Here is a 25,043-nt window from a genome sequence, read left to right as displayed (position 1 = left end):
CATAGATTCAAAAACAAGGGGAACATGGACATGACAGGAATGACATTCGATCCCGGCCGCCGCAGGCTCCTCAAGATGGGTGCTGCAGCGGCAACCCTGCCGCTCTTCAACATCAACCACGCCTTCTCGCAGGATGTGACCTATGACGGTTCCGTCTTCGATGCCGGCGGGGCGGTGTTGCGGGTAGGCGAATGGGGCGGCCCGTGGGGCGAGCTGGTCAATAAATATCTGCTGACCGACTTCGCGAAAGATTTCAACTGCAAGATCGAATATGATTCCACCTGGCCGTGGTTTCCGAAATTCGTCGCCAACGGGCCGAAGAAACCGCCGCTCGACATCACCAACTGGAACCTGCCGGAAATGTTCAAGACGGCGGCGGCGGGCGATTTCTTCCACACGATCGACGAAATCCTTCCCAATGTGCCAAACGGCAAAAATCTCTGGCCCTTCGCCACCTCGAACGGCGTCGGCGTCACCTGGGCCTTCAACCAATATGTGCATGCCTATCGCACCGACCTCGTCACACCGCCGCCGACCAGCTTCAAGGACATGTGGAAGCCGGAATTCGCCGGCAAGCGCGGCACCTACATCACCTCCAACACCCTGCAGATGGACTTCTTCCTCGTCGCCTGCTCGCTATTCGGCAAGGATCAGTACGATCTCGACGCCGGTTACAAGGCGATGAAGGAATTGATGCCCGCCAAGATTTCGGATTTCACCGGCAACATGCAGACGCTGATGGATCGCGGCGAGGTGGTTATCGCGGTGCAGAGCGACGCCGAACCGATGCAGGCCCGCGACAAGGGCGCGCCTTTCGCCGTGATGTACTGGAAGGAACTTCAGCCGATCCTCACCCAGACCTACACGGTCAGCCGCTATTCCGAGCCGACACAGAAGAAGCTTGCCTATGCGCTTCTCAACCGGGCCCTGGAGCCGTCCTTCATGACCAATATGGGCAAGGAATTCTACCTACGCCCTACCGTCTCCAACGCCGTCCTGCCGGATAATCTCGTCAAAGCCGGTATCGTCAACAGCGCCGACGCCACCAAGGATTTCTGGTTGCCGGACTGGAAGGCCTATCTCGAGAACGAAGACGATATCGTCGAGACCGTGAACGAAATCTTCGCGGGCTGACCCTCGCACCCGCAGAACGTCGTGGCCGGTTCCGCCGGCCACGCCCCAGAGGGAAAGGACAACGGAAGCCGATGTCGGATATTCAACTGAAAAGCCTCGTCAAATCCTATGGCGACAATGTCGCGGTCGCGGGCATCGATCTGCATATAGAACAGGGCGAGTTCTTCTCGCTGCTGGGACCTTCCGGCTGTGGCAAGTCCACGACATTGCGCATGATCGCCGGCTTCATCCGCCCATCATCGGGGCAGATCCTGATCGGATCGGATGATGTCACCCATCTGCCGCCGGAAAAGCGCGACATCGGCATCGTCTTCCAGAACTATGCGATTTTTCCGCATATGAGCGTGGCGGAAAACATCGCCTTCGGCCTGAAGCTGCGAAAGAAATCCAGGGAGGAAATCGACAGCTCCGTCGCCTTCGCGTTACGCCAGGTCGGGCTGATGGGATATGAAAACCGCTATCAGCGCCAGCTTTCCGGTGGCGAGCAGCAGCGTGTGGCCCTTGCCCGCGTGCTGGTTACCGAACCGCGCATCCTGCTTCTCGACGAACCGCTTTCGGCGCTCGACAAATCGCTGCGGGAGGAAATGAAATACTGGATCAAGGATCTGCAAAAGAAGCTCGGCATCACCACCGTTTACGTGACCCACGATCAGGATGAGGCGCTCACCATGTCCGACCGCATCGGCGTGATGCAGAAGGCCAGAGTCGAGCAGGTGGGCACGCCCCAGGAAATCTACGAGAGGCCGAAGACGCTTTTCGTCACCACCTTCATCGGCCAGTCCAATGTCATTGATGCCACGGTGAGAGGCCGCGAAGGCGAAAGGCTCGCGGTCCGCTTCGGCGACAGCACGGCGCTGACCCGGCTTCCATCCGACAATTTTGCCGAAGGCAAGGCCGTCAAGCTGGTGGTCAGGCCGGAAAACATCATCATCGGCGAGGCCGGCACCGGCCTTGCGGCAACCGTCGTTTCGGAAACCTATCAGGGTGCGCTTGTCCGCTACCATCTTTCGGTCGCCGGGCAGGATATCGTCGCCGAACGGCAGAACCAGTCCCATCTCGCCAGGTTGTCGCCCGGACAGGCGATCGGCGTGACATGGGACCCGGAACGATCCGAAGTCTTGGTGGCCTGAGACCCGGCCATCGGAACCAGAAAATCGGGAAAGGATGCAATGTGCGGTGACCAGCCGCGCAGGCGCCCTTCCCTTGTCAATCGACAGGAGAAAGACATGCGTATTGGCATTGATGTGGGTGGCACGAATACCGACGCCGCCCTTATGGATGGGGCAGCGGTCATCGGCGCCTGCAAAAGCCCGACAACCGCCGATGTCGGCTCGGGCATCGTGGCGGTGCTGAACAAGCTTCTGGGCATGACGGGCGTATCCGTCTCGCAAATTCAGGCGGTGATGATCGGCACGACCCATTTCACCAATGCCGTGGTTGAGCGCAAGCGCCTGCTGGAAGTCGCCGCCATCCGCCTCGGCCTGCCGGCCACCAAGGGCCTGCCGCCGCTGACCGACTGGCCGAAGGACTTGGCCGACACGCTTGGCCGACACACCTTCATGCTGCGCGGCGGACATGAATTCGACGGGCGCACCATCGCGCCTCTCGACGAAAAGGGATTGATGGAGGTTGCCGGCACCGTGCGCGAACGCGGCCTGAAGACGGCGGCCATCACCTCGGTTTTTTCGCCGGTCACGCCGGAAATGGAGCTTCGCGCCGCCGAAATACTGCGCGATGCGGTTCCTGACATCGCCATCTCGCTCAGCCACGAAATCGGCAGGGTGGGTTTCCTCGAGCGTGAAAACGCCTCGATCATGAATGCCTCGCTGGCCGAGCTTTCCCGCAAGGTCGTCTCTTCCTTCCGCAGCGCGCTGAAGGAACTCGACATCAAGGCGCCCTTTTTCATCAGCCAGAACGACGGAACATTGATGTCTCCCGACTATGTCGAGCGTTATCCCGTCCTTACCTTCGCCTCCGGCCCCACCAATTCCATGCGCGGCGCTGCCATGCTGGCCGGTGTCAAGGAAGCCATGGTGGTGGATATTGGCGGCACGACATCGGATGTCGGCATGCTCGTGCACGGTTTTCCGAGAGAATCGGCGGTTGCCGTCGATATTGGCGGTGTGCGGACCAATTTCCGTATGCCGGACGTGCTGGCCATCGGACTTGGCGGCGGCTCGCTGGTGCGTGACGAGGGTGCGCGCATCGGCCCCGATTCCGTCGGTTACGAGATCACCAGCAAGGCGCTGGTTTTCGGCGGCGATACCCTGACGACCACGGATATCGTGGTGGCGGCCGGTCTGGAGGATATTGGCGACCGCTCCCGCGTTGCGCATATTCCCGCAAAAACCATCGAAACCGCGCTCGACACCATGCATCGCATGGTCGATGAGGCCGTGGATCGCATGAAGACCAGCGCCGATCCGCTCCCCGTCATTCTGGTGGGCGGCGGCTCCATTCTGGTCTCACGCGATCTGCCTTCGGCATCCAAGGTTCTGAGGCCACAAAACGCCTCCGTCGCCAATGCCATCGGCGCGGCGATCGCACAGGTGGGCGGCGAGGTGGATCGCATCTTCTCGCTGGAAGGCACCTCGCGTGACGCCGTTCTGGCGAGCGCAAAGGCCGAGGCTTCGGAACGGGCGGTAAAGGCGGGGGCGACTGCAGCCTCCGTCAAGATCATGGATATCGAGGAAGTGCCGCTTGCCTATCTGCCCGGCAGCGCCACTCGCATCCGCGTCAAGGCGGTCGGCGACCTAGTGATCGGTTGAGGGCATGGCGATGAAACTCACACGCGAACATCTTGCCGATCTTGCCGTCGGCGCGGCTTTTCTCGGAACCGGCGGCGGCGGCGATCCCTATGTCGGGCGCATGATGGTGCAGCAATGCCTGGACGAAGGCTGCGAGGTCGAGTTGATCGACCCCAGCGAGTTGCCTGATGACAGCCTCGTCATCCCGACAGCCATGATGGGTGCGCCGACCGTGCTGGTGGAGAAAATCCCCTCCGGCGAAGAGGCCATCTTCTCGCTCCGTCGCCTTGAGAAAAGGCTCGGCAAAAAAGCCGGCTACACCATGCCCATCGAGATAGGCGGCATCAATTCCACCATTCCGCTGGTCGTCGGCGCCCGGCTCGGTCTGCCCATCGTCGATGCCGATGGCATGGGGCGCGCCTTTCCGTTTCTGGAAATGGAGACATTCGGCGTTTACGGCATATCCGGCTCCCCCATGGCGGTGAGCAACGAATGGGGCGATTGCGCGCTGATCGAGGCCGTCGATAACAGGCAGATGGAATGGCTCTCCCGTGCCGTCGCCATTCGCATGGGCGGCTGCGCCTATATTGCGGAATATGCAATGAGCGGCGCGGAGGTGAAGCGCACCGCCATTCCCAATACGCTGACACTCGCGATCCATATCGGCAAGGTGTTGCGCAAGGCGCAGGAGGACCACATCAATCCCATCGAGGCGCTTCTCGGTTTCCTGCCGTCCACGCTTTACCGTTACGGCCGCGTCATCTTCAAGGGAAAGATCGTCGATGTGATGCGCGAAACCAAAGCCGGTTTCACCATTGGCCGCGCCCGTATCGAAGCCGTCGCGCCATTCACCTCGCAGATGGAAATCGAAATCCAGAACGAGAACCTGATCGCCAGGCAGGATGGCAGGGTAAGAGCCATCGTGCCGGACCTGATCTCGATCATGAACACGGAAACAGCCGAGCCAATCACCAGCGAAAACCTGCGTTACGGCCAGCGCGTCACCGTGGTCGCCGTCTCCGTGCCCGAGATCATGCGCACCCCGGAAGCGCTGAACGTCTTCGGCCCGGCCTGCTTTGGCCTGAAGGAACCCTTTACCTCCATCGAGGAGATCGACTGACATGGCAATCATCACGGAGCAGGACATAGACGATCTTGCCGTCGGCGCGGCCGTTCTCGGCACCGGCGGCGGCGGCGATCCCTATATCGGCAAACTTCTGGCCAAGGCCGCCATCGAAAAATACGGGCCGGTGGACCTGGTCGCACTCGACGCGGTGCCCGATGGCGCAGCCGTTGTCGCCTGCGGCGCAATGGGAGCGCCCACCATCCTCATCGAAAAAATCCCCTCCGGCGAAGAGGGCGATCTTGCCCTTGAGACCTATGAGGACCACACCGGCATCGATGTCGGCGCCATCATTCCCTTCGAGGCGGGTGGCATCAATTCCATGATACCCATCGTGCTGGCGGCCAAAAAGCGCGTGCCGGTCATCGATGCGGACGGCATGGGCCGCGCCTTCCCGCAGCTTGAGATGGAAACCTTCAACGTCTACGGCGTGCCGGCAAGCCCGGTGGCGGTGGCCGACGAACGCGGCAACCGCGTGCTGATCGAGACCGAAGACGCCGCAAAGGCCGAGTGGCTGGCCCGTGGCGTAACCATCCGCATGGGCGGGCAGGCCTATATCGTCAATTACGGCATGGATGGCGAAACGGCAAAACGTGTTTCGGTGCCCGCCACCATGTCGCTCGCCATCGGCATTGGCCGGACCCTGCGCGAAGCGGCCGCAGGGCATCTCGACCCGGTCAGGGCGCTTGTCGATTTTTTCGCGGGCACGCATTACGGCCATGCCGAAATCATCACCTCCGGCAAGGTCTGCGATGTCGCCCGCAAGGAAGAAAACGGCTGGTCGGTGGGGATTGCCACCATCGAACCCTTCGACGCCTCGAAACCGAAGGTCAAAATCCGCATCCAGAACGAAAATCTCGTGGCCGAGGAGGAAGGTGGCCGCGTGCTGGCGATCGTCCCCGATCTCATCACCGTGCTCGACATAGACACGGCCGAAGCCATCACCACCGAGAGGCTGCGTTATGGACAACGCGTGAACGTGCTTGCCGTGCGTGTGCCGCCCATCATGCGCACGCCGGAAGCGCTGGCCGTCTTCGGTCCCGCCGCCTTCGGCCTGCCGCAAGCCTACCGGCCACTCGGCTCTTGACGAACGCCCGGCATCAGGCGCTGATAATGCCCTGCCCTTTCCGGACATCATTCCGGCTGGGGCCGGTCGTTCAGTGACGAAAGAGGACCGATGCCGAGCCGTGTCTTGCGTGAAAAGCCATTGCATGCCGTAAGAACATTTACCGGCGCCGGGTTGCGCTTCAGCCCGCCGCGCATGCTTTTTTCAGGCATCGAAAGACCCTATCTGCTCTCCAATCTTGCCGCAGGGCTTTCCAGACAGATCGTCGTTCTTCGCGCCCCGCCCGGTTTCGGCAAGACCGCCCTGATGAAAGCGGCCTATGAGCGTCTGGTGGACGGCACCCTCACTTTGCCGGGCATGCGCGATACGGCGGTTTCCCATTGCTCCTGGCTCAACGCGTCGGGCATTGCATCGCCTGAGCGTTTCGTCGGTGAATTGCGTCAATCGCTTGGCCTTGCCGCAATGGCGGACACGCAGGATGCGATGACGGACGCCATGGAAGCGGTGGCGCGGCGTGAGGGTCTGACCATTCTTTTCATCGACAATGTCGACGAAATCGACACCGGCAGCCGATACCGGCTTCTGGAGCAGCTCATTCTTTCCGCGCCCGATGCGCTCCGTATCGCCTGCTCGTCCTGTTCTCCCGCGCAATTGCCGCTTGCCCGGCTGAAGGCACGCGGGGTATTGACGGAGGTGACGGCGCGAGAACTCGAATTCGGGCGATCCGACCTGCGGCGGCTTCTGGCCCGCGGCGCGATGGCGGCGCTCGTCGACCCCCTGATGGAAATCACCCGTGGCTGGCCCGCGCTGGCGCAACTCGCCACCGGTATCGTGACCGGAGGCCCGACGGAAGAAGAGCGGCGCCTGTTGCTCGCGGGGACCCATGCCGATCTGATGGACTACACGCGCGAAACCGTCATCAACCGGCTTTCTCCCGCGCTCCTGTCCACCCTGCGCCGATTGTCGCCTTTCTCGGAATTTCGTCTTGATCTCGCCTCCGACCTCGGTTTGCCCGGCTTGACGGAAGAGGATCTGGCCATGCTGGAGGCCATGCATCCCATTATCGAAAACGGGCAGAATGGCTGGCTCTCCCTGCACCCCGTGCTTCGCACCTGCCTCGAACGGGACACCGCCTTCGTTTCGGAAACGGAAAAGAAGGCGCTGCATCGCCAGGCCGCCCTCTGGTTTGCAACCCGCGCCCACCTGGAACGCGCCGTTTCCCACGCCGCCCAGAGCGGCGATTTCCATATGGCGGAAGAAATCATCGGCAAGGCCGGTGGCGTCGATATTTTCCTGCGGGCCGGGCATCAGGTGCTGGAGCACCTCATCGATAATTTTCCGCCGGAAATCCTGCATGCATCGCCCGGCCTGATGGTCTGTTATGCCGTGGTGCTCTCCAAGCGCGGCAATGCGGCGGCCGGGCGCGAGCGGCTCGATATTCTGAAAGAAAACGGCGAATGGTCCGCTGCCGCACTTGCCGCCGTCGACCGTAGCGTCCTCGACCATATCGACAGCCTGATCGATGTTTATGAAGACCGCCGCATGAGCCCCGCCGAGGCGCAACGGCTGGAACGGGCCGCCGCCGCCCTGCCGCCGCATGCCACGTGGGAACTCGCCTGGCTCTTCAACCACCTCTGCATCATTTACACCCGGACCGGCGAGCTTGAGGAAGCGCGGCGGGCGGCGCTGAAGGCGCTCGGATATTACCGCGAGGAAAAAACGCCCTATGCCCAGGTCTTCATGCTCATCCACCTCGGCCTCGTCAGCGCGCTGACCGGTGAATTTTCCGCCGCCCTACAGTTTTGCCGGGAGGCCGAAGAACTGGTGGAACGGGTGCACTGGACGGACCGGAACCTGCTCGCCATCGTCCGCCTTGCAACAGCCGATGTGCTTTATCAGCAGGGTGAGGTGCTTCATGTCGAGCAGACCCTGACGGAATGCGTGGAGCCGCTGATACGCGGCGAAAGCTGGGTCGACCTTTTCATGCGTCTCTTCTGGCTGCTGGCCCGCAGCCGTCTTCAGGTCAGCGGCTTCGACGCCGCCGCTGCCGCAATCGACAAGGCGGAGGAAGTGGCCGTGGAGCGCAACCTGCCCCGCCTGAAGACCGCGGCTGCGATCATGCGTGTCGATCTGCTTGTCAGGGCCGGCATGATCGAGTCGGCAACGCAGGCGATGGAACGGGTGGAAAGCCTGAAACAGGCGGGCGGTCCCGGCAACTGGACCTGGCGCGAGGCCTATGATTTCGACATCGCCAGCGCCCGGTTCGCGCTTGCGCAGGGGCAGGCGCCGCAGGCATTGCTAAGGCTCGAAGCGCTGATCCTTTCCGCCAAGGCGTCCGGCCGCGCCTATCACCGCATGCTGGCCGAAATCATGGCGGTACAGGCATCGTGGAAAGCAGGCCGACAACAACAGGCCTTCGCCTATCTGCAATCGGCCATCGCCCTTGCCCGCGCTCACGAGGCGACGCAGCTCTTTACCGATGAGGGGCACGATCTTGCCACCACATTGCGCGCCATCGTGCGCCGTTTCGGCCTGAAGGTATTCAGCCCGAACGCGGTGGAATTCATGAGCCGCATCGTCGGGCACGGCCTTGGCCGCCAGCCACGCATGGTGATGCCGATGGGCGGCAATGACGACGGCGCAACACATGCCGCCGGACTGCTGAGCGGGCGGGAAACCACCGTTTTGAAACTTCTCTCCGAAGGCCGCAGCAACAAGGAAATGGCCCGCGATCTCGGCCTTTCGGAAGCGACCGTGAAATTCCACCTGAAGAACATCTACGCGAAGCTTGGCGTCAGCCGGCGCGGCATGGCCGTCTCCGTCAGCAAACACCTCAAGCTGACCGACCGCGAATGACGCCGACATCGATATGCGATGTCGGCCGGCTCACATGAGGTTCGTAGACTGGACTACCCTTGAACCAGGTTGAGGCAAATGACGGTCCTGTCATCGCTGAATTCCGCCGTTGTCGAACCTTTGACGGACGGATACTCACGCAGCTTGTGAAAATCCGCCGCTTCGACACGCGCGAATTCCGCTTCCCAGGCCGCAACATCCGTCCCCGTTGGCAGTGACAAATAGCCGTCGGAGAATATTTCAATGCTCGAGAGCCCGTCTTTGGCGATGCGGACGTCAACCGTCCCTTCCTGCATGACCGTTCCGCCATTCACCGAGGCGTAACCCAGTACATGCCCATGTCGGTTTGCGAATTGCGGCTGGACACGGATTCCGCCCATCAGGAATTCCTCGACCGTTTCAATGTCGTTCTCAAGGCCGCTCATCCCGGCCGCGGCAATAACGACATTTTCCGCATCCCGCGCCGTCATGATACCGTTTGCGACAGCCGAACGCAGGCCTGAGAAGATCGTCGCGCGCGTGCGCGCCTCGGCCGCGTCGCCATCGCCGATGGCGGCGAGAAGCTGTTTGAACACGAATATACGCGCCGAAGTGCTTACCGTATCGATCAGCTTTGTGTGCTGAAACAGACGGGTGCCGTTGATCCTGACACCGGAATCGCCGGCAAGCAGCAGGCGGAAGCTGTCGCCCATATCCGCCACGATCGCCAATGTGGTCGATGGCGGATAGCCGGCATTGATGCGCTGCGCCTCCTTTTTCAGGATATCGCTGATATTTTGAAAAAGCGCGGGCGCGGCGAGCGTTTCCAGCCTGCCGTCAAGGCTCATCTCAGCCACGGCATTGGCGGCGGCAAGGGCCGCGATGCGGCCGGAACTCAGCCCACCGTAACTTGCTCCGGTCGGGTCGGTCGCGCCGTCGAAAACGGCCAGGACCCGTCCGGGAATGAGAAGCGCCACATCGTCCCCCGGCTTTGCGGCGTTCTTGTATTTCGATTGCGAAAAGCTCGCGATATTCATCTTTCTGGTGTCCTTGCAGAGGGAGGCTGGCGGCGACACATGGGTCGCCGCTGCTGCAGTTTTGAATGATATTTGGATGGTTTCAGACGAAAGAGGCTTCCTTGTCTTCCGAAAGCCGGAAGACGACGAAGACGCAAAGTCCGGTGCTGACGAGAAGTAAGGTGGAAAGAGCCGCGGCCGTGCCGAACTCGCCGTCAATCACCTGAATATAGATCAGCACAGGCATCGTAATCGTCCGCGCCGTGTAAAGGATCAGCGTCGAGGACAATTCATTGATGGCGGTGATGAAGCTCATCAAGGAACCGATGATGAGCCCCGGCAACATCAGCGGCACCGTCACCGATATGAACGTCTTTGCCGGCGAAGCGCCGAGATTGACCGCGGCCTCCTCGATGGAAGGCTTGATCTGCCGCAGGATCGAGGTCGTGGAGCGGACGCCGTAAGGCAGGCGGCGGATAAACACCAGCAGGATGATGATGAGTGCCGTGCCGGTAATGTCAAAAGGCGGATAACGGAACGTCGTTACGTAGCCGATCGCCATGACGACGCCGGGTATCAGATAGGGGACCATCAGCAGAAGATCGAGCGAGCCCGATACTGCATTGTCCCGCCTGACCACGATGAAAGAGAGCAGGCCGGAAACGATGGCGATCAACACCACGGCGGCAATCGCAAAGGTGAAGCTGTTGGCAATCGCCTGCGGTGAATCGCGAAGAATGCGGGCATAGCTGTCCAACCCGAAACCGCCTGTGAAGACGGGGCCGTTCGTTGCGAGGAACGATGTGTAGATGACCGTAAGGGACGGCAGCATGGCGACAAAGACGACCAGATAGCAGAAACCGTGCACGATAAACGATTTCAGCGGGCGCATGGAGCGCTTTACCGGCCGGTTGGTCAATGAGCTGGCATAACGGCGCTTGGCGAGAATGTGCCGCTGCAACAGAAGTGCTGCCATGGAAATCGCAATCATCACCATGGAAATCGTGACTGCCATGGTCGGCGTGCCGGCCATTTCGGAGGTGTATTGCGCATAGGCAATGGTCGAGAGCGTCCTGATGCCCTTGCCGAGGATTGCCGGAGTTCCGAAGTCTGCAATGGACAATACGAAGCAGATGATGGCGCCGGTGCTGACTGCAGGAAAGACCAGCGGCAAGGTGATCTTGCGGAAGCGTTGGAACGCCGTGCAGCCGAGGTTTTCCGCCGCATCCTCATAGGATTTGTTGATGGTGTTCAGCGCATTTTCCGTCATCAGGAAGATATAGGGAAAGAACTTCAGGCTGAAGACCATCACGATGCCCGGTATCCCGTAGATGGTCGGCAGTGAAATGCCGGCGAAAGACAGGAGATTGGTGACCGCACCGTTAGCGCCGAACAGCATGATCCAGGCATAGGCGCCGATGAAGGGCGGCGCACACAGAACCAGCACCGCGAAGGTGGCAATGAAGGTGCGGCCCTTGATGCGGTAACGCGAGGTGCAGAAGGCAAGCGGAATACCGAGCAGGCAGGCCCCCAACATGCCGAGCACGCCGATGACAAGGGTGTTCCACAATGCCACGGTATAAAAACGCCGCGTCAGCACCTGAACATAGTTGCCGAAACCGAAATCACCCGTCTTGGCGTCGAAGAAGCTGATGAAGAACACGCTGAAAATCGGCAGGATCAAAAAGATCGCCAATATGACAACGGCAAATGCCGTCACGCTGGTCCAGAAGCCCGGCAGTCTAAGGCGGAAGCCGCCCGTGGTTGCGGTCGCGGTCATATCCGTCATGACAGGCGCTCCCCGGTAACGCCCTCACCGAAGAGCTTGGTATCGCCCGCAGACCAGGAGAAAACCGTTTTCTGGCCGGGCTGAAGGGCGATGATATCGGGCGACGGCTTGGTGATCGCCTCGATTTCCTCTCCCGACGACAGCACCGCGGCAACATTCATCTCGCGGCCGGTGAAGCTGACCTGCCTTATGGTGACAGGCAGTTCGATGCGGCGTTCATCTTCGGTCGCGGGCGAGCCGACGGTAATCGCTTCGGGACGGATGGCGGCAACGACCGTTCGTTGTGGCGCAATGGCGTCGACCTGCGGCAGCCCCACACTGTGCCCGGAAATGGATATCTGCCCACCCGAACGATCCAGCGTCAGGAAGTTGTTTGCCCCGACGAAGGAGGCGACGAAACGGTTGGCGGGGTTGTTATAGACTTCCCAGGGCGCTGCGGCCTGCTGGATGACGCCGCCATACATCACGCAGACCAGATCGGACATGGCAAGCGCCTCCTCCTGATCGTGAGTCACATAAACCGTGGTAATGTTCATGGCCTGCTGGATTTCGCGCAGTTCGCGCCGCAGATCCACGCGCAGTTTCGCATCGAGGTTGGATAGGGGCTCGTCCATCAACAGCACTTTCGGATTGATGACGAGCGCACGCGCCAGGCCGACACGCTGCTGCTGACCGCCGGATAATTCATGCGGCATGCGCTTGGCGTAGGGAGCGAGCTGCACGATGTCGAGAATCTTGCCGACCCGTTCGCGAATCTCGGTGGAAGATGCCTTGCGCTGCTTCAAACCGAAGGCGATGTTGTCGAATACGGAAATATGCGGGAAAACCGCATAATCCTGAAAAACCATGCCGACATCGCGCTTATGCGCAGGCACATGTTCGATCGCCTGTCTTTCGATGCTGATACTGCCGCTATCCTGCTGGTGAAACCCGGCAATCGTGCGCAGGAGGGTCGTCTTGCCGCATCCGCTCGGACCGAGAAGCGTAAAAAACGATCCCGAGGGGATGGAGATATTGATGTCGGAGAGGGCAACGACATCCCGGTAACTCTTCTTGATGCTGGTGATTTCCACGGCGGCCATGTGCTGCTCCATGACAAATCCTGCACGGCCGGTGACCACGCTGGACAAACGAAAAGCGAATTGTGAATGGGATAAAGGGGGACGGCCGCTTCTGCGCCGTCCCCGGCAATTATCTTACTGAACGTCGAGCAATGTCTCGTTCCACTTTTCCATCAGGCGCGCGCGGTTGTCCGCAGCCCATTTGAAATCGTATTTCGCGTCTGGAACATCGGAAAGCGGAACGAGTGCCGGATTGGCGGGGACATCGGTTCGAACCGAGCGACGACCCGCCTTCACCACGATTTCCTGCGCTTCCTTGGAGACGATGAAATCGATGAAGGCCTTGCCATTGCCGGCATTCGGCGCTCCCTTCACGAGCGCCATGCCGTCAGGCGCGATTGCCGTACCCTCTTTCGGATAAACGATTTCGACCGGCGCGCTGCCGAGCTTGTAACGCAGCGCGGCATCTTCAAGCGTAATGCCAACGGCCTGTTCGCCATCGTTGACGAAACGCGGCACCGCGCCTGAAGAGGTGGAAAGAACCGAGTTGCCGAGAATGCCGGTATAAATTTCCCAGCCTTTTTCCTCGCTGTCGAAATCCTGCAATACCGTCGCCATCTGAATATAGGCCGAGCCGGACTGGTCGGCGCGGGCCGACGAAATCAGGCCCTTATATTCCGGCTTTGCGAGATCGGCCCAGGACGTCGGAACGGGAGCGCCTTTCAGGGCCTCCTTATTGACGATAAAGGCCGTAACGACAGCCGTGAAAGGCACCCAGTTCGCGCTCGGTGAGAAGGCAGGGTTGATCGACGCAGCCTCAACCGGCTTGTATGGCTCGAAAAGGTCGGCGGAGAAATCGATGACCGTCCCGTCGACGCTCCAGATCACATCGCCCGCCGCCTTGCCGCTTTCCGCCTTGATGCGGTTCATCAGCTCGCCGGACCCGGCTTTGACAAGCTCGACCTTGGTGCCGGTTTTCTTTTCGAACATGGGCAGCAATTCGTCCATGAGCTGCTGCGGGGCGGCGGAATAGACCACGACGGTACCTTCGGCATGAGCGAAAGCCGCGCTGGCAAGGAAAGTGGCGCCGGCAAAAAGGCGCGCGAAAATAGTGCATGATTTACGCATAAGGGGGCTCCGTTTTTTTGTTCCCTGACAGACCGGCCCTGCGACATGATTTCTTTTTGATTTTGCCTGTCGCCACCCGCTGCCTATTATTTATTTTCTTTACGTAAATTAATTAGTCAAGCCGGAATTTATTTTGAATGAGAAAATAAAATATCCGATTGAAAAAACACAATTTTTTATGATTTTTGCTCCCAGCTTCCCGCTCTCGACGGCAGGTTTTCCCGCGAAACGAGGTGTACAATCGCACGATTTGCGCTAATCATCCGGCGTAACTTCTCGCGGGGAGACTTGTTTGATCGATCTCGGCTACAATGAGCGGCGGCTGCTCGAGATTTTGCGCGGCAAGGGAGGCATGTCGCGTATCGAGCTGGCGCGGGAGATGGATGTTTCCGCACCGACCCTTACCCGCCTGACGGCCAATCTCCTGGAATCCGGCCTCATCGTCGAAGCGGAGGAGGCCCGCAATGACGGCAAACGGGGGAAACCGTCCACCGCCATCGAAATCAACCCGAACGGGCTTTTCACGCTGGGGGTCTACTTCAATCCAGACGATCTGCGTGTCTGCGTGGCCGATCTCAACGGCACGATAAGACAGGAAATCAGATTGGAACTGGAAGGGCACAGTTTCGAGCATATTATGGAGATGGCCGAGGCGGCGGCCCGGCAAGTGCTTGAAAAAGCGAAGATAAGAAAGAAAGATGTGCTGGGCTGCGGCATCAGCTTTCCCGGCCATTTCAAGCGGGATCGCGGCCATGTCTTCCGCATCAAGCAGTTCGAAAGCTGGCGCGACATCGACGTCGACAAGGACTTCCAGCCCTATTTCGATTTCCCGGTCTTTCACGAAAATGACGGCAATACCGTCATTCTTTCCGAGCTCTATTATGGTGCAGGCCGCAATATTCGCAATTTCGCGATGATCTGGCTGACATATGGCATCGGTGGCGCCCTGGTGGTGCAGCGCCATCTCTACCGCGGCACCAATGGCAATGCCGGCGAGTTCGGCGGGCTGTTTCCGAAGTCCCATCCCCGCCCCTCGGGACAGGACCTGTGCGACACTCTGGCTGCTCAAGGCGTCGGCATTCGACGCCTGAAGGACATTGACGAGAGTTATGCCGACCATCCCGCCATGGTGTCGTGGCTGGAGCGGGCAACGGATCAGCTTCGCCTGCTTTCACTGACGGTCGCCCGCACGATGGATCCGGCAGCCATCATTTTCGGTGGATCGCTGCCGGACTGGATTCTCGAACATATCGTGCGGCGTATCGGTTCTCTGGAAATACTCGGCGAGGATTTTTTCGTCGAGCCGCCGGAAATACGCAAATCGATCATGAGCGACTTGCCTCATCTGGGCGCCGCTAGCATACCGATCTACCGCGCCACCACGCCCAGCTATTATTCCGGGCGGGCGCTGAAAGGCTGGGCATGACATGCCATGGCCGGCAGCACCGTTTTCCCCATTTGTCTGCCTGTTGATGACAGGGGAAGCCGCTACCTGGATATGCGCCGCCGGAATTCCTCCGTGCCCTGCATGATCTTGTCCAGAAGAGCCTCTATCGCCCAGAAACGCTCCTGAATATCGAACGTCACCGCACGGCTTTCGATGTCGCTTATGGTGCCGAGGCGCTGGTGATAGAGCTTCGCCAGTTTGGGATAGCCCATGGGCTCCGCCATGGCGGCGAGCGCCAGATAGACCGACAGCTCGTCAGCCAGTTCCGGTTGCCGGCCGGCTTCCGTCAGCAGCCATTTGTAGAGATCGGGATGGAAATTGGTGAAGACCCCGGTGAAACCGCGCGATCCCGCTTTCATGGCGTCGAATGCAATCGCCGCATTGGCGTTGACGATGGCGAGCGGCGTATTCGCGGTGAGCGCTACACGCCGCTTGACCGTTTCAAGATCACAGGAGACATCCTTGAGGATAACGAAGCGACCGCTATTGGCGCAGAAGGAAATTTCGGCATCGGTCATGAGACGGCGATAGGGCGCCGGGCATTCGTAGAGACCAAGCGGCAGGTCGGAAGGCAGACGCTCGAGAAGCCAGCCGAGATCGTCGAGAAACTTCGAACCGCCCTCCTGCCGGGCATCCAGCCGGTTGGTGACAAGCACCATGCCGTCAACACCCGTCTGTGCGATGGCATTGAGCTCTTTCTGCTGATCCTCAAGCGTCTCGTTGATATGGCCCGAGGCAATGACGGGAATACGGCCGGCTGCGGCCTTCTTAACAAAAGCAGCCAGTTCCACGCGCTCCTCAAGGGTGAGGAACATCATCTCAGAAGACTGGCAAACGGCAAACAGCGCGTCCGATCCATTGGCGATGTACCATTCCACGAGATTGGCGACGCCCTCGAAATCTATCTTGCCGCCCCTGAAGGGGGTGATCATCACGGGAATGATGCCTTCGATACGCTTGGTCATTGTTTTCGTCCTGTCAAACATATGTGGTTCCGGCATTCCGATGCGGAAGCCTTGCCGGCGTGGATCAGAGCTGGTTGCGTGGCTGGCGGTTCGCGAGCACATCGATCACCGCCTCGGCGGTAATCCGGCCGATGGACGTGTAGGTTTCGTAGGTTTCCGCTGCCGTATGCGGCGTGGTGACGATCTGCGGCAGGGTAAAGAGCGGATTATCGGGCAAGGCAGGCTCCATCTCATAGACATCGATCGCCGCCGCCTGAAGATGGCCGCTGACGATGGCGTCGTAAAGCGCCTTCTCATCCACAAGGGCGCCACGCGCCGTGTTTATGAAGATCGAGCCGGGCTTCATCCGGGCAAAACGGCCGGCATCCATGAGACGGCGTGTCTCCGGCAGGCTCGGCATCATCATCACGAGAATGTCGGAAGACGAAAGCACCTCATCCATCTCGCACATCCGCACACCAAGCTTCGTTGCGGCAGCCTGGTCGGGAAACTTGTCGTAAGCGATCACCTCCACATCGAAACCGGAGAGCTTGCGCGCGATCTTGCGGGCGATGTTACCGAAACCGAGGAGACCGACGCGGCGGCCGATCAGTTCCTGCCCGACGAAACGGTCCCATGCGCCACCGCGCAAGGCATTGTGCAGATAGGGTATCCGGCGCATTGCCGAAAGGATCAGCCCGAGCGTCAGTTCGGCCACCGCATTGGCATTGCCGCCCGGCGCATTCGTCACCGCGATGCCATGCCGGTGGGCCGCATCGATATCGATATTATCGACACCGACACCAAAACGCGCGATCGCCTTCAGTCGCGGGGCAAGATCAAAAACACGGTCGTTCCAGGTGTCGACACCGGCGATAACGGCATCGACATCGCCAAGTCTTGCCGATAATTCGTCAAATGTCATCGGCCGCCCGAAGCCGTTTTCAACGACGTCGATACCTTCCGCCTCCAGCATCGCCTTGGCGTCCGCGCAATAGCGGGAATAATTCGTTGCCGTTACCAGTACGGTCTTGCTCATTGCAGTGTCTCTCGGAAAATCGGAATTAAATACGTGCACCGGCCTGATCGAACAGAACGCAGCGATCGGGATCGAAACTCACGGTCAGGATTTCGCCCGGCGCAGGCGCCATATCGCCCGGCAGGCGGCAATTCAGCCGGTTGCCGGCAATATCCAGCAAGGCGAGCGTGTCGGCCCCCAATGGTTCGATCAGTTGAACGGGACCGGAAATCGTGGCGGACAACGAAGCCCGATGGGCCGAATCCAGCGAAAGATGTTCTGGCCGCACGCCGAGTTCCGCAGCACCTTCATAATCCCGGCGTTCGACCGAAACGGGGATGCGCGTGCCATCCGGCAGGGTTGCGACCCCCTTCGAAAGCTGCACGGGCAGGAAATTCATGGCCGGCGCCCCGATAAAACCGGCGACGAAGCGGGTTCTCGGGTTGCGGTAAAGCTCCTGCGGCGCACCGATCTGCTGGATGTGACCGTCCTTCAGCACGACGATACGGTCGGCCATGGTCATGGCTTCCACCTGATCGTGGGTGACATAGATCATGGTGCTGCCGAGCCGCTGGTGGAGCTGCTTGATTTCCGCACGCAGATCGACACGCAGCTGGGCGTCGAGATTGGATAGCGGCTCATCGAAGAGAAAAACCTTCGGTCCGCGCACCATGGCGCGCCCCATCGCCACACGCTGGCGCTGGCCACCGGAAAGTTCGCGCGGGCGTCGCTTCAGCAGATGGGTAAGCTGCAGGGTGCGCGACACGTCTTCGACGCGCTGCTTCACCTGCGCCTCCGGCACACCGTTCATCCGCAGGGCAAAGCCGATGTTCTTTTCCACGGTCATATGCGGATAAAGCGCATATTCCTGAAACACCATCGCCACATCCCGCTCCCACGGACGAAGCCTGTTGACGACCGTTCCGTCAATGGAGATCGAACCCTCCTGAAAATTCTCCAGGCCGGCAATCATGCGCAGCAGCGTCGATTTTCCGCAGCCGGAAGGACCGACGAAGACAATGAATTCGCCATCGACAATATCAAAGGAGAGGCCATGGATGACACGGTGCGCGCCGTAAGCCTTGACGACGTTCTGAATGGAAAGAGTGGCCATGGAATTATCCTTTGACTGCCCCTGCGGACAGGCCCGCGACAAGGCGGCGCTGGACGAGCAGGGTAAGAATGAGCGGCGGAAGAGCGATCATGGTTGCGGCGGCCATCAGCGCGCCCCAGTTGGTGACGCCCTCGCCGATGAAATTGAACGACGCGACGATGGCGGTCTTGGTGTCGAAGCCGGAGAGCGCCAGAGCGAACAGGAAATAGTTCCAGGTGAAGATGAAGCAGAGAATGGATGACACCACCACACCAGGCATGACCACCGGAAGAACGATGCGCCAGAGCACCGACAGCGGACGGCAACCGTCCATCTGGGCGGCTTCCACCAGTTCGCGCGGCATGGCGTCGAAATAGGGCAGCATCGTCCACAGGGCGACCGGCATGGCGATGACGGCATGGGTCAGGATCAACACCGTGTATGAACCGACAAGCCCGAGTTCGGAAAAGATGATGAACCAGGGCAGCAGGAACAGCGTGCCCGGCGCCATGCGTGAAAACAGCGCCAGTGTCGCGGGCCATGTGGTGCGGTGCCAGGAGACGGCAAAGGCCGCCGGAAATGCGAGCAGTATGCCGAGCAATGTTGCGCCAGTGGAAACGATGAGCGAATTCAGCGTATTGGACAGAAACTCCGTGCGCTCGAAAAGCTGCCGGTAATTGTCCAGCGTGGGCGTGAAAAAGAGGCTCGGCGGCAGCTTCGTCACCTCGTAACGATCCTTGAAGGACGACAGGATCATCCAGAGGATCGGGGTGATCGCGGCGACGACCAGAATGGCGGTGCTCAGGCCGCCGCGCAGTCTTTCGGCAAGGGAAGGCTGATATGCCTCGTGTTCGTGCATGAAAATTCCTCCTCGATTTACCAGGTGACGGCCTGTCGCAGCCGGGAAAAGGCGACGACGGTGACCATGACGACGGCCGCGAGCGTGATCATGCCGGCCGAGGCGTAGCCGAAACGGGAAAACTCGAAACCCTGCTGGTAGGCATAGATATTGAGCGTGGTCGACGCATTGCCCGGCCCGCCGCGCGTGGTGATGTAGATCACGTCGAAGAAACGCAGCAGATCGACCGACCGCAGGATCGCGGCGGACAGAAGCGTCGGCGCAAGCAACGGCAGGGTGATGTGAACGAGCCTCTTCCAGCCGATCACGCCATCGATCTCCGCCGCCTCGAACACCTTCGTCGGCAGCGACTGAAGGCCGCCCAGAACCAGAAGTCCGATCAGTGGCGACCATTGCCAGGTGTCGACGGCGGCAACCGTCAGAAGGACCCACTTGGGATCGGCGAGCCAGAGGCTTGGGCCAATCCCCACCTGCCCGAGCAGCCAGTTCGCAACGCCGACGGCCGGATCGAGAATGACGATCGCCATCATGCCCACGACCACCGGCGGCATCATGAAGGGCATGACAGCCACCGTGCGAACGAGATTGCGCGCGCTACGCACCCGATTGAGGGTAAAACCAAGCCAGGTGCCGATCACCATCTGCATGGCGAGCGCAAGTCCATAAAGCACCCATGTCAGAATGAAGGCGTTGTGAAATTCCCCGTCGGAAAGCAGCTCGAGATAATTCGCAAGACCGACGAAACGGTCGTCCATGCCGAGCGAGTTTTCGCGCAGCGAAATCCAGATCGCATAAAGAATGGGGAAAACGATCATCAAGCCGACGAATGCCACGGCGGGCGCCATCATCCAGCGAAAGGAAAGAACGGTCTGGCCGGGGCCGGAGATGCGGGAAGGCATCGGAGCGGTCATCACACGGGGATCCCTCATGAAAATGATATTTGTGTCTGCAATTGCTTGCCCCAAGCCGCGCCAGGTCGCACGCCGTGAAACTGACCGGCGGCCTGCGCAACGATTGGGGAGAGCAATATTTCCCGCCGGGGATCCGGCTCCGGACTTTGCAGCACGGAACCGGATTTCCCGGGAGGAATTCCTGAAGCCGGCGAATTATTGCAGGGCGAGCAGGGCCTTGTCCGCCTCGCAGGCGCCATCCTTGATCGTATTGTTGCCGAGCAGGTAATCCTGAACCACCTTGCCGATGATCTCGCGGGTCTGCGGCACCTTGTCGGTCGGCGATGCGTAGTCGCCGGTGCCGGTTTTGCTGATCTGCCTGATGGCGTCGGCCCAGCTCTTGCGGATCGGCAATTCGTCGGTGAATTTTTTCATATCCGCACCGTCAAAGACCGAGCTGCGTGGCGGCGCGACACCGGCCTGAATGAGACGGGCCTCGATCTCCGGCGACGTGGCCCATTGCATGAACAGCCAGGTGGCCTCCTTGCGTTTGGAGAAATTCGACATCGACAGACCCCAACCGAAGGCGACGGGCTTGGAAATGCCGGTTTCCTTGCCGGGCGGCAGCACCTTGATGGCAAGATCTTCAGCGCGGCCGGGGAATTTGGCGATATTGGAGAATTCGTTGGAGGACTCATGCGTCATGGCGACCTTGCCCTGACCGAGAAGCTCGACGACCTGCGGGAAGGAATGGTTGGAAGCACCGACAGCGCCATAGGTTTTCAGAAGATCGCCATACATCTGCAGGCCGGCTATGGTCTTTTCCTGGCACAGGCCCGGCTTGGTCTTGTCCGCGGACTTGAAGTCGCCGCCAAGATTGAAGACGAAAGACGCCATCGGATAGGGTATCGCATTGCGCACGCCGCGCGCCGTCCAGGCGTTGACCGACTTGTCGCATTCCGAAATTGTTTTTGCGGCGGCGGGAATGTCTTCGAGATATTGCGGTTCAGGAACATTGCACTTGGCGAAGATATCCTTGCGCCAGTAGAACAGCGGGCCTTCGACATTGATCGGCACCCCGGTCAGCTTGCCATCAAAAATCTCGTTCTTGCGCAGCCCCTCGCCGAAATCCTCGAAATTGAAATCCGGCGAGGTCAGGCTTGCATCCTTCAGCAATGGGTTGAGATCGGCATACCAGCCAGCCTTGTTGTAGACCGCGCCCTCACGGATTTTCAGCGAAATGAAGGCATCGACATCGGATGACCTGGCCTGCATGAGCGTCGACAGACGCGCGCGGATCGGGTCCTCGTTGAGAATCTCGACGCGGACCTTGATGCCGGTCTTTTCCGTGAATTCACTGGTCATATCCTTGATGGCATTCGGCCAGGGATGGTTCGTGAACAGAACATTTATTGTCTGGCCTTCCTGTGAGCGCCAGTTGAAATCGGCGGCTCCCGCAATCGAACCGGTAAAAACGACACATGATGCAAGGGCTGCCACTTTTGACGCCGCCGCCAGACTGTTTCTGAAAAATTTCATGTCAATCATATCCTCCCAAATCTCGGTTATTTTCCTCAATGACGTATCGCCCCCGGATGAGAATGCGGGCGCATACCTCTCCCTCCCGGTCGGCGCGGATTTGCTGCGCGACCGCATCTCCTCCCTCAAGACAGACGGAAGCTAGCAGGAAAATTTCACTGCCGCAATAGCTAACATGTTACCTTGATTGATAGTGACATTCCACCTGCGGCGCCTTTATGCATTCGCCAGCGGTTTCATTGGACGTCATACTCTGGCGTGGCTGCCCCAAGCATAGGGAAACAGCCCGAAAGGCCCGCCAGAAGGGCGGCTACCGCGCGATCGCACGGTTTTTGGCATTGTGAATATGCTGCTCCATCGCGGCGGCGGCAGCGGCCGGATCGCGTGAGGCAATCGCATCGAGAAGGTTCAGGTGATCGTACATCGTGGGCAGGACGAGCGGAGGATTGAGCTGCGTATGCGCCTGGCGGATCAGCCGGATTTTTATGGCGTTCACACGGTAGATATTGGTGAGGATCGAATTCTGCAGGGAATCGATCATCCCGTGGTGAAATCGGGAATCCAGCTCCTGCGCCCTGTCCACAAGGGCTCTGGAGACGTGATTGGCGTCCGGCTCGGCATTGCAGGCATCGATGATATCCAGATGTTCCTGCCGGATGGCCTCCAGCGTCTCATCGCTAACCAGCCTCGCGAATATCTGGACCGCCTCCTTTTCCAGAAACAGCCTGACCTGAAATGCATCCTGCACCAGATTGAGATCGACCTGGGCAATCTGCATACCACGCTGCGGAACCGTCACCAGCAGCCCTTCGGCCTCAAGGCGCGGGATCAGCTCACGGATCGCCGCAAGCGGCAACTGGGTAAGCTCGACCAATTGCCGCTGCGAAACAAATTGTCCGGGGCGAAGCTGGCGGGAAAGAAGGTGCTCCGTGAAACTGGAATAGGCGCGGTCTCTCTGATTGACGTGCCCCTCCGCATTTCTCAGGCTACGGCCATCCTTTTTCTTTTTCTCTACCAATGAGCGAACCTCCAATGCATGTATCTAACATGTTAGTAAGGTTACCAATGAGATTCAATCACGGTCGAAGATGAAATTCGAAAATAGGCAATTCAAATTCGAGGGGACTGAAATGCCCGCGTGATCCGTCGCAGCACGGCGTTCGCATGATCGCCGGTGACCGCGGAAATCATCACCACGTCCAGTTTTGAAAGCTGTGGGAGCAGGCCTTCCCTCACCTCCCGCAGACCGGCAGGCGCTACACTTCGCGCCAGCAGTGCGACGCCGATCCCGGCTTCGGCAGCCGCTCCCACCGCCGTTGCCCCGGTTCCGACGAACACCTCACGCCAGGCAATGTCTGCCGCCTCCAGCGCCCGAAGGGCCATGGCTCGCAAATTGCAGGGCTCCGGTTGAAGCACCAGCGGCACCGGCAGGTTCGAAGACAGATCGAAATCCGCGCTGCAGTACCATCCGAAACTTTCCTGAAACAGCAACTCGCCATCGCGGCGAATGTCGTCATGCCGCAACACGACGATCGCATCGAGCGCGCCGGCATCGTAGAGTTCAAGCAGGGTCCTGGTGCCGGCCGTGCGCAGATGAAGCGTAACGCTCGTCTCACGCTCGCTGATCACCCGGAGTATCCGAGGCAAATCGGCCCCGATCAAATGATGCGTGAAACCGATCGCGAGACGGGTCGGCTCCTGCCCAAAGACATCGAGCGCACGGCGGCCCGCCGCGACATAAGCCCGCGCGGGCTCCAGAAAACGTTCGCCGGCGGCCGTCAAACGCACGCGGCGCGGCGTCCGTTCGACAAGGCGATGCCCCAGCATGTCCTCAAGCCTGCGCAGGCGCAGCGATATCGCGGCCTGTGACGTGTTCATCACGCCTGCAACCCGTGTGAACGACTGCAATTCGGCAACGAGAAGAAAAGCCTCGACGGCCTCGGGATCCAATGAGCGCATGTTTTGCATAACAAGCTGTTATCGCTGAAATGCGCAAGCCCCCAATTCTATCGGGTCCTCGCGAGCGCTATTGCACGAAAACTCTCGATAGGAGCTTTTCGTGTCTTCACAGATTTCCTCGACCTCGCCCACGCCCGCCGCCGACCGCCGGATTTGGGCAGTCCTTGCCGTCGCCGTCGCAACGCAAACCGCCGGCTCGTTCGTATCGCAGGGGATTTACATCCTCGTGCCCTTCTGGCGGGAAGCATTCGGCATCTCCCTCGCATCCGCATCACTGGCCGTGACGGTCATGAACGGTGTGCAGATCGTGACGATGTTCACGCTCGGCCGCGCCATCGATATTCACGGCGAGCGCCGCATCGTCGGCATTGCCATGCTCGGCATGGCGCTTGCGATGGCCTGCGCGGCGTCATTCGCAAACAGCCTGCCGGCGCTGCTTTTGTGCATCGCGTTTCTGGGCGGCACCTATGCCGCTGTGCAACCGGGCGGCACACGGGCGATCATGCGCTGGTTCCCGCCTGCCAAACGCGGCATAGCGACAGGGTTTCGGCAGGCTGCGGTTCCTTTCGGAACGATGATCGCGGCCGCCCTCCTCCCGTTCATGGCGGTTCGTTACGGATGGCATGCGGCAGCATGGCTCTGCGCCGGTGTTTCCATCATGGGCGCCGCGCTCTTCTGGGGTCTCTATCGCGAGGGAGGCGATGTGACCGCCAAAACCGAGCGCCCGCTTCCCCTGGCAAGACTCGCCCGCGAGGTCGGACAGAATCCGAGCTTCTGGCCCGTATTACGGCTTGGTATCGCCATGTCGGCATTTCAATTCACCCTCACCGCACACGTCATAGGCTTCATGGCGGATGGATTGGGGCTTGGCCTTTTTGCCGCATCGTCCATGTTTGCCGCAACGCAGCTTGCGGGCATTCCTGGCCGGATTTTGCTGCCATGGCTCAGCGACCGCTTCCGGCCCGGCCTTCGCACGCAATCCTTCGGCCTGGTATCCGTCATTGCCGCAGGCGCTGCCGCAATCCTCGCGGCACTGCCCATCGGCGTTCCGACGCCGATTATCCTCGTCGTGCTTGTCGTGCTGGGAATATTCGGGATCGGGTGGTTTCCACTTTATCTTCTGCAGATCGCCGAAAGCGCACCGAAAGGGTCGATAGCGTCTACGATTGCCTTCGCTTCCACGATCTGCCTGGGTGTCATGGCAATCGGCCCCTATATATTCGGCCTTCTGGTCGATCATCTCGGCTACGGAGCAGCATGGTTCGCACTGATCGTGCCGGTGGTCGTAACAGCACTGCCCCTCACAATCTCATCGCCGCGCCTGCCGAAAGCTCAGATCGGCTCTTCATGAAACGGGATAGGCGCGGCGGCAATCGCAGACGTAAAAGTGCCGGT

The 25,043-nt window shown here is 59.9% G+C and carries 20 protein-coding genes; 8 read left to right on the top strand and 12 right to left on the bottom strand.

Translation table 11 applies throughout. The features are described 5' to 3' along the window. Positions 1-30: 30 nt before the first annotated feature. The 6 genes from FGF54_RS22420 to FGF54_RS22395 all read left to right on the top strand — a co-directional run bounded on the left by FGF54_RS22420 (position 31) and on the right by FGF54_RS22395 (position 8,926). A complete protein-coding gene (locus FGF54_RS22420) occupies positions 31-1,134 on the top strand; it encodes an ABC transporter substrate-binding protein (protein ID WP_246667020.1) in 1,104 nt (367 codons plus the stop codon). 71 nt (positions 1,135-1,205) lie between these two features. Beyond that, positions 1,206-2,264, top strand: a complete 1,059-nt coding sequence (locus FGF54_RS22415; protein WP_142781184.1) for an ABC transporter ATP-binding protein — start codon at positions 1,206-1,208, stop codon at positions 2,262-2,264. Positions 2,265-2,360: 96 nt separating this feature from the next. After that, positions 2,361-3,902 (top strand): hydantoinase/oxoprolinase N-terminal domain-containing protein, encoded by a 1,542-nt coding sequence (locus FGF54_RS22410; protein WP_142781183.1) that lies wholly within the window; start codon positions 2,361-2,363, stop codon positions 3,900-3,902. Between the two features lie 10 nt (positions 3,903-3,912). Next, positions 3,913-5,001 carry a DUF917 domain-containing protein gene (locus FGF54_RS22405; protein WP_080840191.1) on the top strand — a complete coding sequence of 363 codons (1,089 nt, stop codon included), beginning with the start codon at positions 3,913-3,915 and terminating at the stop codon, positions 4,999-5,001. Between the two features lies 1 nt (position 5,002). After that, positions 5,003-6,091 carry a DUF917 domain-containing protein gene (locus FGF54_RS22400; protein ID WP_142781182.1) on the top strand — a complete coding sequence of 363 codons (1,089 nt, stop codon included), beginning with the start codon at positions 5,003-5,005 and terminating at the stop codon, positions 6,089-6,091. 90 nt (positions 6,092-6,181) lie between these two features. Beyond that, positions 6,182-8,926 carry a LuxR C-terminal-related transcriptional regulator gene (locus tag FGF54_RS22395; protein WP_246667019.1) on the top strand — a complete coding sequence of 915 codons (2,745 nt, stop codon included), beginning with the start codon at positions 6,182-6,184 and terminating at the stop codon, positions 8,924-8,926. A gap of 53 nt (positions 8,927-8,979) precedes the next feature. On the opposite strand, the gene FGF54_RS22390 is transcribed toward FGF54_RS22395, so the two are convergent. The 4 genes from FGF54_RS22390 to FGF54_RS22375 all read right to left on the bottom strand — a co-directional run bounded on the left by FGF54_RS22390 (position 8,980) and on the right by FGF54_RS22375 (position 13,899). Then, positions 8,980-9,942: a hypothetical protein gene (locus FGF54_RS22390; RefSeq protein WP_142781181.1), complete on the bottom strand. Its 963-nt coding sequence runs from the start codon at positions 9,940-9,942 to the stop codon at positions 8,980-8,982. A gap of 82 nt (positions 9,943-10,024) precedes the next feature. Continuing rightward, positions 10,025-11,710: an iron ABC transporter permease gene (locus tag FGF54_RS22385; protein ID WP_142781180.1), complete on the bottom strand. Its 1,686-nt coding sequence runs from the start codon at positions 11,708-11,710 to the stop codon at positions 10,025-10,027. Further along, positions 11,707-12,804, bottom strand: a complete 1,098-nt coding sequence (locus tag FGF54_RS22380; RefSeq protein WP_246667018.1) for an ABC transporter ATP-binding protein — start codon at positions 12,802-12,804, stop codon at positions 11,707-11,709. Before FGF54_RS22380 ends, FGF54_RS22385 begins: the two co-directional genes overlap by 4 nt. Positions 12,805-12,906: 102 nt before the next feature. Next, positions 12,907-13,899, bottom strand: coding sequence for an ABC transporter substrate-binding protein (locus FGF54_RS22375; protein ID WP_003521817.1), 993 nt, complete (start codon positions 13,897-13,899; stop codon positions 12,907-12,909). 292 nt (positions 13,900-14,191) lie between these two features. Between FGF54_RS22375 and FGF54_RS22370 the strand changes: the two genes are divergently transcribed. After that, a complete protein-coding gene (locus tag FGF54_RS22370) occupies positions 14,192-15,325 on the top strand; it encodes an ROK family transcriptional regulator (protein WP_142781179.1) in 1,134 nt (377 codons plus the stop codon). A 62-nt stretch (positions 15,326-15,387) separates the two neighbouring features. On the opposite strand, the gene FGF54_RS22365 is transcribed toward FGF54_RS22370, so the two are convergent. From FGF54_RS22365 to FGF54_RS22330, 8 genes are all read right to left on the bottom strand, one after another. After that, positions 15,388-16,311, bottom strand: a complete 924-nt coding sequence (locus FGF54_RS22365; protein ID WP_142781178.1) for a dihydrodipicolinate synthase family protein — start codon at positions 16,309-16,311, stop codon at positions 15,388-15,390. Positions 16,312-16,375: 64 nt separating this feature from the next. Next, entirely contained in the window at positions 16,376-17,329 is a 954-nt protein-coding gene (locus FGF54_RS22360; protein ID WP_142781177.1) for a phosphoglycerate dehydrogenase, read from the bottom strand. 25 nt (positions 17,330-17,354) lie between these two features. Further along, positions 17,355-18,422: an ABC transporter ATP-binding protein gene (locus FGF54_RS22355; protein WP_142781176.1), complete on the bottom strand. Its 1,068-nt coding sequence runs from the start codon at positions 18,420-18,422 to the stop codon at positions 17,355-17,357. Between the two features lie 4 nt (positions 18,423-18,426). After that, entirely contained in the window at positions 18,427-19,260 is an 834-nt protein-coding gene (locus FGF54_RS22350; RefSeq protein WP_142781175.1) for a carbohydrate ABC transporter permease, read from the bottom strand. Between the two features lie 17 nt (positions 19,261-19,277). Beyond that, positions 19,278-20,171: a carbohydrate ABC transporter permease gene (locus tag FGF54_RS22345; protein WP_142781174.1), complete on the bottom strand. Its 894-nt coding sequence runs from the start codon at positions 20,169-20,171 to the stop codon at positions 19,278-19,280. 195 nt (positions 20,172-20,366) lie between these two features. Then, the gene (locus FGF54_RS22340) at positions 20,367-21,689 is read right to left on the bottom strand and encodes an ABC transporter substrate-binding protein (RefSeq protein ID WP_246667017.1); all 1,323 of its coding nucleotides are present in this window, start codon (positions 21,687-21,689) and stop codon (positions 20,367-20,369) included. 310 nt (positions 21,690-21,999) lie between these two features. Next, positions 22,000-22,707, bottom strand: coding sequence for a GntR family transcriptional regulator (locus FGF54_RS22335; RefSeq protein WP_020812378.1), 708 nt, complete (start codon positions 22,705-22,707; stop codon positions 22,000-22,002). A 92-nt stretch (positions 22,708-22,799) separates the two neighbouring features. Continuing rightward, complete coding sequence (locus FGF54_RS22330; RefSeq protein WP_142781172.1) at positions 22,800-23,657, bottom strand: LysR family transcriptional regulator; 858 nt, start codon at positions 23,655-23,657, stop codon at positions 22,800-22,802. Between the two features lie 91 nt (positions 23,658-23,748). Here FGF54_RS22330 and FGF54_RS22325 point away from each other — a divergent pair, with 91 nt between their 5' ends. Continuing rightward, entirely contained in the window at positions 23,749-24,999 is a 1,251-nt protein-coding gene (locus FGF54_RS22325) for an MFS transporter (RefSeq protein ID WP_142781171.1), read from the top strand. The last annotated feature ends 44 nt before the right edge of the window (positions 25,000-25,043 follow it).

It is taken from the genome of Agrobacterium sp. T29, from assembly GCF_006970545.1.
Classification (GTDB): domain Bacteria; phylum Pseudomonadota; class Alphaproteobacteria; order Rhizobiales; family Rhizobiaceae; genus Agrobacterium; species Agrobacterium leguminum.
The sequence above is the reverse complement of the archived record's forward strand: the minus strand, read 5'-3'. Positions and strand labels throughout refer to the sequence as shown.

Bases quoted from the DNA above. Each gene is read 5' to 3' on its own strand.
- FGF54_RS22375 (WP_003521817.1), bottom strand. From the start codon at position 13,899: ATGCGTAAATCATGCACTATTTTCGCGCGCCTTTTTGCCGGCGCCACT.
- FGF54_RS22360 (WP_142781177.1), bottom strand. From the start codon at position 17,329: ATGAGCAAGACCGTACTGGTAACGGCAACGAATTATTCCCGCTATTGC.
- FGF54_RS22415 (WP_142781184.1), top strand. From the start codon at position 1,206: ATGTCGGATATTCAACTGAAAAGCCTCGTCAAATCCTATGGCGACAAT.
- FGF54_RS22405 (WP_080840191.1), top strand. From the start codon at position 3,913: ATGAAACTCACACGCGAACATCTTGCCGATCTTGCCGTCGGCGCGGCT.
- FGF54_RS22410 (WP_142781183.1), top strand. From the start codon at position 2,361: ATGCGTATTGGCATTGATGTGGGTGGCACGAATACCGACGCCGCCCTT.
- FGF54_RS22395 (WP_246667019.1), top strand. From the start codon at position 6,182: ATGCCGAGCCGTGTCTTGCGTGAAAAGCCATTGCATGCCGTAAGAACA.
- FGF54_RS22420 (WP_246667020.1), top strand. From the start codon at position 31: ATGACAGGAATGACATTCGATCCCGGCCGCCGCAGGCTCCTCAAGATG.
- FGF54_RS22365 (WP_142781178.1), bottom strand. From the start codon at position 16,311: ATGACCAAGCGTATCGAAGGCATCATTCCCGTGATGATCACCCCCTTC.
- FGF54_RS22345 (WP_142781174.1), bottom strand. From the start codon at position 20,171: ATGACCGCTCCGATGCCTTCCCGCATCTCCGGCCCCGGCCAGACCGTT.
- FGF54_RS22390 (WP_142781181.1), bottom strand. From the start codon at position 9,942: ATGAATATCGCGAGCTTTTCGCAATCGAAATACAAGAACGCCGCAAAG.
- FGF54_RS22340 (WP_246667017.1), bottom strand. From the start codon at position 21,689: ATGAAATTTTTCAGAAACAGTCTGGCGGCGGCGTCAAAAGTGGCAGCC.
- FGF54_RS22330 (WP_142781172.1), bottom strand. From the start codon at position 23,657: ATGCAAAACATGCGCTCATTGGATCCCGAGGCCGTCGAGGCTTTTCTT.
- FGF54_RS22350 (WP_142781175.1), bottom strand. From the start codon at position 19,260: ATGCACGAACACGAGGCATATCAGCCTTCCCTTGCCGAAAGACTGCGC.
- FGF54_RS22380 (WP_246667018.1), bottom strand. From the start codon at position 12,804: ATGGAGCAGCACATGGCCGCCGTGGAAATCACCAGCATCAAGAAGAGT.
- FGF54_RS22355 (WP_142781176.1), bottom strand. From the start codon at position 18,422: ATGGCCACTCTTTCCATTCAGAACGTCGTCAAGGCTTACGGCGCGCAC.
- FGF54_RS22385 (WP_142781180.1), bottom strand. From the start codon at position 11,710: ATGACGGATATGACCGCGACCGCAACCACGGGCGGCTTCCGCCTTAGA.
- FGF54_RS22400 (WP_142781182.1), top strand. From the start codon at position 5,003: ATGGCAATCATCACGGAGCAGGACATAGACGATCTTGCCGTCGGCGCG.